Origin of the sequence: Bradyrhizobium sp. 164 (genome assembly GCF_023073715.1) — a bacterium.
GTDB lineage: Bacteria > Pseudomonadota > Alphaproteobacteria > Rhizobiales > Xanthobacteraceae > Bradyrhizobium.
Genome location: NZ_JADPKA010000009.1, coordinates 1 through 1,532 on the forward strand (window position 1 = coordinate 1; position 1,532 = coordinate 1,532).

The 1,532-nt window shown below is 57.1% G+C and carries 1 protein-coding gene; it reads left to right on the plus strand.

Annotated features, from left to right (window positions below; all coding sequences use genetic code 11):
- Positions 1-112: 112 nt before the first annotated feature.
- Complete coding sequence (locus tag IVB01_RS04290) at positions 113-1,528, plus strand: IS4 family transposase (protein ID WP_247494256.1); 1,416 nt, start codon at positions 113-115, stop codon at positions 1,526-1,528.
- Positions 1,529-1,532: the final 4 nt, after the last annotated feature.

Consider the following 1,532-nt stretch of genomic DNA (forward strand, 5'->3'; position numbering starts at 1 on the left):
GCTTTCAATTACCCACATTTAGCCGAGAGGGCTTAGGGAGCGCACCAACTATTGCATCGCAGGAATCGACCGTGATTCCTTGTCTGGCACCGATTCGCATGGGGCGGTGCCAATGGACGAAGAAGCCGACGGATGGTTTGATCGCGAGCTCGCTGGCTGCAACCTTGCCGACGAGCGCCTGAATAAGCGGCTCCGCAAACTGGTAGCGCAGATCGGGAGCGCCATGGGAGAAAGCATTCCGCTGGTGTGCCAGGACTGGGCTAATACCAAGGCCGCGTATCGTTTTTTCTCCAACGACCGGGTCAGTGAGGCGGACATTCTGGCCGGCCACTTTCAATCGACGCGGGAGCGCACGATTGCCACCGACGGGCCTATTCTAGTGCTCCACGATACGACCGAGTTCAGTTATCAAAGAGAGAACTCAGACGCGATCGGGATCACCAAGAGCATAAACAGTGGGCGCGACAAGGCGGGCCGCCTGAGGTCGCACACGGTTTGCGGTATCCTGATGCACTCGAGCCTGGCGGTGACAACCGAAGGGCTGCCGCTTGGACTGACGGCGGTCAAATTCTGGACCCGGAAGAAATTCAAGGGGACTGCCGCGCTTAAGAAGAAGATCAATCCGACGCGCGTTCCCATCGAGAAGAAGGAGAGCATTCGGTGGCTGGACAATGTCCGTCAATCCACAGAGCTGCTGGGCGATTCGGGACGATGCATCCATGTCGGTGATCGCGAGAGCGACATCTATGAGCTGTTCTGCGCGGCCCGGGAGGCTGGAACGCATTTCGTGATTAGGACTTGCGTTGACCGTTTGGCCGGGGATGGAAATCACACGATCGCCGACGAAATGGACGAGGTTTTCGTCAAGGGACTGCATCGCATCAACGTCAGAAACAACAACGGCGATCCCGATGAAGCCGTCCTCGAGATCAGATATCGCAAGCTTCGCGTCCTGCCGCCGATCGGAAAGCAGAAGCGCTATCCCGCGCTGACCTTGACGGTGATCCATGCCGAAGAACGCATGACGCCGAAGAATAGAAAGACAATCCAGTGGAAGCTGATCACAAATCTGCCTGTTAGCTCCCGCACCGACGCCATTGAGAAGCTCGAATGGTATGCTTTGAGATGGAAGATCGAGGTGTTCCACAAGATCCTTAAATCAGGCTGCAAAGCTGAGCAGTCAAAGCTCAGGACCGCCCAGCGTCTGACCAATCTGATCTCGCTCTTTTGCATCCTGAGTTGGCGGGTCTTTTGGATGACGATGCTCAACCGTTCGGCTCCAGACGCGCCGCCAACCCTCGCGTTGACCGCAACTGAAATCGGCGTGCTCGATCGCCTCGTGAACGACAGACCAAAAGCAAGACGGAAAACGCTGTCGCACTATCTGATCAAGGTCGCCCGGCTCGGCGGTTATCTCGCCCGCGCCAGCGATCCGCCACCCGGCAATACCGTCATGTGGCGCGGGCTGTCACGTCTCACCGACATAGCGCTAGGTGTCATGGTCGGAGGAGAATTTGTGGGTAATTGAAAGC

Excerpts from the sequence above, each read along its gene's own strand:
- IVB01_RS04290 (WP_247494256.1), top strand. The coding sequence starts at position 113 with ATGGACGAAGAAGCCGACGGATGGTTTGATCGCGAGCTCGCTGGCTGC.